The 7,207-nt window shown below is 59.7% G+C and carries 4 protein-coding genes; all 4 read right to left on the bottom strand.

Going from position 1 to position 7,207, the window contains the following annotated elements:
- The coding region (locus tag RTK32_RS13610; RefSeq protein WP_409451097.1) for a tetratricopeptide repeat protein at positions 1-1,472 on the bottom strand (1,472 nt) is incomplete at its 3' end.
- A 14-nt stretch (positions 1,473-1,486) separates the two neighbouring features.
- Entirely contained in the window at positions 1,487-3,802 is a 2,316-nt protein-coding gene (gene bcsB, locus RTK32_RS13605) for a cellulose biosynthesis cyclic di-GMP-binding regulatory protein BcsB (RefSeq protein ID WP_312044798.1), read from the bottom strand.
- A 21-nt stretch (positions 3,803-3,823) separates the two neighbouring features.
- Positions 3,824-6,418 (bottom strand): UDP-forming cellulose synthase catalytic subunit, encoded by a 2,595-nt coding sequence (bcsA, locus tag RTK32_RS13600; RefSeq protein WP_312044796.1) that lies wholly within the window; start codon positions 6,416-6,418, stop codon positions 3,824-3,826.
- Positions 6,415-7,143, bottom strand: a complete 729-nt coding sequence (gene bcsQ / locus RTK32_RS13595) for a cellulose biosynthesis protein BcsQ (protein ID WP_312044794.1) — start codon at positions 7,141-7,143, stop codon at positions 6,415-6,417. The genes bcsA and bcsQ overlap by 4 nt, the downstream gene beginning before the upstream one ends.
- Positions 7,144-7,207 lie beyond the last annotated feature (64 nt).

Raw genomic sequence — 7,207 nt, 5'->3', positions numbered from 1 at the left:
AGCCAGATATCATCCGGCGCGCCCTGCTGAGCCTGGCGGTACTGCTCCGCCGCCTGCGACCAGCGACCGGCCGCCGCCTGTTTATCCCCTTCAGCGCTCAGCGTACTGCTGCGCAGGCTGGCCAGCGTGGTACCCAGCGAACGTTTCTGCGCCGCAGGCAGCCCGTTAATAAAGGCCAATGCCTGTTCCGGTGACTGCTGTTGGTAAAGCGCTACCAGCCGTTGCGTTGCCGTAGTGTTGCCCGGGTCGAGCTGCCGCGCGCGTCGGAAAAGTGCCTCTGCGGCGGCAGAATTTTTCTGCGCCAATGCCACGTCACCGAGGCCAATCAGCGCGTAGCCGTCGGTGTTGTCCAGGCCTTGCGCCTGCTGATAGCTGCGCGTTGCGCCACGAATATCGCCTGCCGCCAGCGCCTTATCGCCAGCGGCAATCGCCAGCCAGTAGCGGTTGGACTTCAGCAAGCTTTGCCATTTACCGATGTCCGTCCCCTGCGCATCGGCCGTCACGGCGCGTTGAAAATAGCTATCGGCTTCTGCACGTTGATTAGCACGCGCCAGCGCCTGGCCCATTGCGCCCAACAGATCGGCATCGTCAGGGCTGGCCTGCAATGCCGCTCTCAGGGCCGGGATTGCCGCCGTGCTCTCGCCTTTATTAATGAGCGCCAGCCCGCGCAGCCGCTGTTGATAAGCAGGATCGGCCAGCATCTGCTCCTGCCGGGCCAACTCCAGCTGGCCGTCCGCCTGCGGTTTGTCACTGGTAAAGGTGCTCAGGTAGGTTTGCAGCTGCGCCACGGTCTGTGACGTCACCGGCTGTGATTTGATATCGCTCAGCCACAGCTCGGCGGCCTGCGTCCGTCCTGCCGGTTCGCGGGCGACGTCCTGTAGCTGCCTGATAGCCGCCACGCGGTTGTCCTGAGCAAGCTGCATCTGTGCAATCGCCATTTTGACGTTGATATTGCCCGGCGCGTCCCGATCCAGCGCCTCCAGCTGCGTCAACGCCAGTGGCTGCTGTTGCGGCAGGCGAGCCACCAGCCGCCAGTATTCCAGCGCAAGATCGCTGGAAGGGAACACGCCATGAAACAGCTTGTCCCAGGCCGCTCGTGCTTCTGGCAGATGGCCGGAGGCGGCCAGCAGCCTTGCCTGCTGAAGCTGCTGCCGGCCCTCTTCGGCAACCAGCAGCAGACTGGCTTCGGCCTGGCGGGTGGCCACGGCCTCAGGCGCGATATTTTTCAGCCGTGCCAGCTTTTCCCGCGCCCGATCCTGTTGCCCCGTACGCAGATCCTGACGGATCTGCGCGGCCAGTACCTGCGGATCGTCCGGCGCGATCTTTTCCAGCCGGTACAATGCCTGGCTGACCAGATCGAACTTGTTGGTCGCTTCACCGACGCGCACCTGCTGTAGCAGCCAGTCAACGGGCGAAATCTCCGCCGTCTGGGCCGCCATGCCGCTCAGCGGCAGCAGCAGGGCAGGCGCCATCCATCGTAAGTTCACTACAGATCGTCCTCATCGCCCAAGCGACGACGGCTGACGCTGCGCATTAAACGCCACAGCAGCAGGGCGAACAGGATCACCACCACTGCAGCAAACGCGGCCAGCATAATTGGGTGTGTTGACAGCATGTTCCAGACGCGTTCCCACCACGGCAAATGGCCGACATACCAGGTATCGCCCACGCGCAGGCTGTTAACACCGGACTCGCGAATAACCGAAGCCGAGCCGAAAATGGCCGCACGTTTGCCGCTGTCAATCAGCGCGCCGTTTAGCAGCTGCCAGGCGCGCGGGCTGTCCGCCAGCAGCGCCACTACGCTTCGCTGGTCATGGAAAGGTGACTTAAAGCTGACGATAGCCGCCATTGGCCCGTCAGAACTGATACTGGTCTGGCTTTCCGCGTGCATATCGTCAGGCGAGACAGGCCGCGTGGAGAAGTCGTTCTGGCGGTTAGGCTTGTTAACCCAGCTTTTGGCCACGTCCACCAGCAGATTGATTTTGCTGTCATCCTTCAGCGACTGCGGGATTTCGCCAATCATCAGCAAATCGTCGTCCTGCTCTTTCGCTTTGCTCCAGTCGTCAGTCATCTTTACCTTCAGCGCCGGATAGCCGGTCTGGGCAGAAATATTGCCCAACGCGTTCAGCAGCGCGCTGACCTTGTCTGCTTCCGGCTGCGCACTGATTAGCACCAGCGTCTGTGCCAGGTCAGCATTACGGCTGAACGGGAAGCCCGCGTTGGCGAAAGCACGCAGTGAAGGCATCGCCATATAGTGACGGTAGCCTGAGAAGTCGATGGTGGAGTTCTCATCAATCACTACGTGGTTAGGCACCGGGGTAACGGTTTCGCAGCGGCCTTCCTGGGTGGCATTGTTATAAGTGCCGCCGAGAAAAATGCTGGCGTAATCGAAATCGAAGCGTAGCTGGTTCACCACGCCCAGGCGTAGCGCCGGAATAGTCAGCTGGGTACTGCCGTCGGTCAGGCCCTGCACCAGCGGAATGCGCAGCAGCTGTCGGCCGTTATCGCGCTTGCCGGACAGCGGGTAATCCTGCACGAACTGGTTATTCAGGTTAACTGTCAGTCGGGAGCCGTCTTCCTGGATCGGCGTGGTGTAGCGATAGTTGATATTCATATCGATACCGCGCGCACGGACCAGGAAGAGATCCGGCGGCAGCTTCAGGGTCAGCGCAATCGGGTTTGGTTGTAGCCCGTCGCTCTGTAACTGATTGGCATACTGCTGCAGTTCGCCAAAGGTGGTTGGTCTGTCGGTGCGTACCCAGTTCGGCGCGTCATATAGCTTACGCGGCGTCAGCTCTTTGACCTCATCCACCGTGGCACGTTGCCCGCGCAACAGCACATCGCCCTGCGCAATCCCCTGCACCGCCTTCAGCAAATCGTTATCATCACGTCCCATTATCAGCAGCATTTTCTCGTAGGGATCCTGCGGCTGATTGATGATGGCGATGGTCGGTTTATCTACCGGCGGCAGCGTTTTTAAAAAGTCTGGCCGCCGGTCGTTGGTAGCAAACACCACCGCATGCTGCTGGTCCGGCAACTGGTTATAAAGTACCGGGAAAGATTGCCCGCGCCAGTCCGCTTTGGTGCCAAACCAGGACGCCAGCACGGCGGCGGCTTTTTGCTGCCCCAGATCCGGCGCACCCGCAAAGACCATCGGCAGGATCAGCGGACGGTTATCGCGCGCGTCAAAAAACGGCTCCGGGAAATGGGAAAGGTCGTCCTGCACCGGCAGTTTTTGCAGCGTCAGTGCCAGCGAACTCTCTTTACCGATATCCAACCAGATGGCGCTGTTAGCCGGGTTCTCGCACAGATTCGAGTAATGACCGACCAGCTCCAGCCGCACGCGGTTAAAGTCGCTGATAAAACGCGGATCCAGCGGCAGCTGCACCTGGCTGGGCTTGTCCGCTGATGACTGCACGATGGGCACCAGCCCCACCATCTCGTCGTTCAGATAGACCTTAAGATGCGAGACCGAGGGCAGCAGCGAAGGCGAAGGCCGATAGTTGAGCGTTAACAGCGCTTTGGTCACCAGCTCGTCGCTGCGCACGCCGAACTCAATCTGCCCCTGCGTTCTTGTGCCGGTCAGATTGAACACGCCCGGCGGCGGCGCGATTTGCGCGAAAGTGCGCGTGACGTCACGTACCGGTGCGGCAGGCGCGACCGCGACCGACGCGGCGGGCGTATCCGTAGCGGCGGGCGCATCCGTAGCGGTCATCGGCAGCGGCACGGCATCGTCTGCCGCCCAGGCCAGCGGCATAACGCCCATCAGAACAGCAGTGAACCAGCGTAGTTTTCTCGTCATCGTTTCATCATCAACTTTACGTCAGTGGATCGTGGGATCGGGTCGCCCCACGCCCCTCGGGAAAAAAGAAGCCAGCCAGCCGGTCAGGCGCGTCAGCCCGTCAAAAAACCCGCGAAGCGGCTGCGGGCCGTACTCTGCCAGACGCAGATAACCTTTAAAGCCCAGCACCATAATGTCAGCAAAGCTCTGCATGGGTTTATCTTCAGGGAAGCTGTCCTGCCACAGCGCCCAGGTATCGGCACGGGCGAAGGTGCACTGGATAAAGGCCACGTGCTGCTCGGTGGTCAGCTCATGCAGGCGGATACCGGCACGGCGGCCAAAGGTGCGCTGCACAAAACAGGGAAAGCTGAACTCCTGCTGGCCACGCCGCAGCAGCAGCCAGACCTTTTCGTTTTCCTGCAGCAGATTTTCCTCACGTAGCTCCAGGCCGACGCCGCCGTCAGAATAGTCACGCAGCGTGCACGGCAGCATGTGGCCATCTTCCCGTGCCAGCGCCGCCGGCATAGCAATCTCCACCCTGTGCGCTTCACGCAGCTGACGGGCCTCTACGGAAACCGCTACTGCCCCGCCCAGGATAATCATGTTGTAAATCACCCAAACCACGCTGACGAGTACCGTCAGGATTTCCGTAGAAGGGCCAGTTTTCAGCCGCCAGACTGCGGCAATCAGGCCAGCGACATTGATCAGCACCAGCAGCATATAGGGGCGGGTGATAACCCAATCGAGATGCTGCTCCTCTACCAGACCGCCTTTGGCCGTCACGTTAAATTTGCCTTTATGCGGATTGAACAACGCGACGGTAGTTGGCCGTGCGATATACCAGGCCAGCACCGTTTCATAGACCTCGCTCCAGAACGAATGCCGCCAGCGGCCCTGAATACGCGAGTTGGTGAGGCTGGTGTGCAGCATATGCGGCAGCACGAAAATGGCGATAGCCAGCGCGGGGGCAAAAATGATGTAGGCGTGGCAGAGCAGAAAAGCCAGGGGCGCAAGCAGGAAGATCAGTCGGGGAATACCGGAAAGAAAGTGCAGCATGGCGTTGGCGTAGCAGAGCCGCTGCACCAGTTTCAGTCCTTTACCGGTCAACGGATTATCCAGCCGGAAAATTTGCACCATGCCGCGCGCCCAGCGAATGCGCTGTCCGATATGGGCAGAAAGGCTTTCGGTCGCCAGGCCAGCAGCCTGAGGGATACGAATATAGGCGGAGGTATAGCCCTTGCGGTGCAGGCGCAGTGAGGTATGCGCATCCTCGGTAACGGTATCTACCGCGATACCACCGATTTCATCCAGCGCGGTACGCCGGATAACCGCACAGGAGCCGCAGAAAAATGCCGCGTCCCAGACATCGTTTCCATCCTGTACCAGCCCGTAGAAAAGGGTGCCTTCGTTCGGCGTCCGGCGAAAGCGTCCCAGGTTGCGTTCAAAAGGGTCGGGCGAGAAAAAATGGTGCGGTGTTTGCAGCATGGCCAGCTTGGGATCCTTCACAAACCAGCCCAGCGTCATTTGCAGAAACGAGCGTGTCGGCACATGGTCGCAGTCAAAAATCGACACAAACTCGCTGCGGCATTGCGTACGCAGCGCGTGGTTAATATTACCTGCCTTAGCGTGTTCATGCGTGGGGCGCGCCACATAGTGCACGCCGATTTTCTCCGCAAAGGCCCGGAACTCCTCGCGATTGCCATCGTCCAGCACGTAAATATTGAGCTTATCTTTGGGCCAGTCGATGCCCAGCGCGGCGTACAGCGTCGGTTTTACCACGCTCAGCGGCTCGTTGTAGGTCGGCACCAGTAAATCCACCGTCGGCCAGCTGTTAACATCTTCCGGCATGGAAACCGGCGGCCGATTAAGGGGCCACAGCGTTTGAAAATAACCGAGGATCAGCACGACCCAGGCATACGTTTCCGCCGCAATCAGCAGCACGCCGAAAGTCAGGCTTAACGGATCGTCCCAGTTCAGCGTCGAGGTATAGCGCCACCACAGATAGCGGCAGGAAATCGTTAGCGACAGCACTATCAGCATCATGGTGGACAGACGGCCAGGAATGCGCCGCACGATCATCGCCACGCCCCACAGCAGCACCACAAAGATAAACTGCGTCATCAGATCGAACGGCTGCGAGATACAAAGAAGAGCCAGCGCCGTGGCGATCAGGATCGCCACGCCAAAAAATGTTTTGCGCAATACGGCAGGCAGGCGACGCAGCTGGTGCTCGACCCGGCTTTCCATATTACGCGCTGCCGCCTTTTCCGGCAGCTTTTCCAGCCAGTTATAAAACCGCTGGCGGGGCGTTTTCAGGGTATAGCGGCCCGCGCGTTTGCTGAACGAGACGCCATTAAAAGGGATAACCAGCAGTAACCAGGCGGTTTGCAGCAAATAACGTAAGATATCCGCAGGATGTGGCCTTTCCGGCGAAATATGCGGATAAAGGCGTCGACGCTGTGACGTTACGCGCTGCCAGGCAGGCGTTTCAAAGCGAAAGAGGGCCCAGCCAAGCATTACCCAACAGCATTGCATAACGGCGGTAGGCGCCGACGCACCATGTTGACGATAGCCTGCATAGCGCTCGTGTAGCGCCGCCGTAGCGGCGGGCATCAGCAGCCAGTGCAGCGGCCTCATGCGCGCTCCCGCAGATTAATCAACGCCCAGTTGGCGAAGGTTATCATGCCTTCCGCCGCCAGGCTGTGCGGCCGGTATTCGCCCAAGGGCTGCTTGCTCATCAACGCTTCCGCCACCGCTTCATCACGATGAAGGGTTAAAGGAATAAAGTTATTCAGGCTGTTGACCCACAGCTGATGCAGATCCTGCTGTGCTTTGCTGACCGGGGAAAATTGATTCATCAGGAACAGCGTATTGGCAGGAAACGTTTGTTGAAACAGGCGGATATGGCAGTTAGCATCGGGCGTCACTACGCTCAGAATGCGGTCAGCCAGCGGCAGTATGGCTCGCGTCCAGGGCGTATCACCAGACGGCACGTCAAGCAGGATCCAGGGATAGAGTTTTTTTAGCGCCTCAATTTGCGCAGGCCAGGCGTGACTGTATTTTTCCGGATGACGGAAAAAATCCATGCGTTCATCGTCATTAAGCCGCCCGGCGGGCACAAAATCCAGCCCGGGCGCATAGCGCAGCGCGCTTTGCTGCCAGGGCAAACCGTCAATGGCCGCCCGCAGCCAGCCGCGTGGCTGACCCACCGCCATATTGAAGTGCATCCGCAGCAGATTATCGGCCGATAAGTCGATCGCAATCGCCTGTTCGCCCAGCTGATGGAGCGCCCAGGCAAAGGCGGCGGTTAATGACGTCGCCCCGGCCCCGCCTCTGACGCTCTGTAGCGCAATAACCGCCATTACTGTCCCTCATGCTGCGTGGGATCGGCCAGTTCGGCCAGCAGCGGCCAGCGGTCCAGGATCG

The sequence above is a fragment of the Erwinia sp. genome (assembly GCF_031978025.1).
Lineage (GTDB): Bacteria > Pseudomonadota > Gammaproteobacteria > Enterobacterales > Enterobacteriaceae > Erwinia.
Note: the sequence above shows the minus strand (reverse complement) of the source record. Positions and strands in the feature narration are given on the sequence as shown.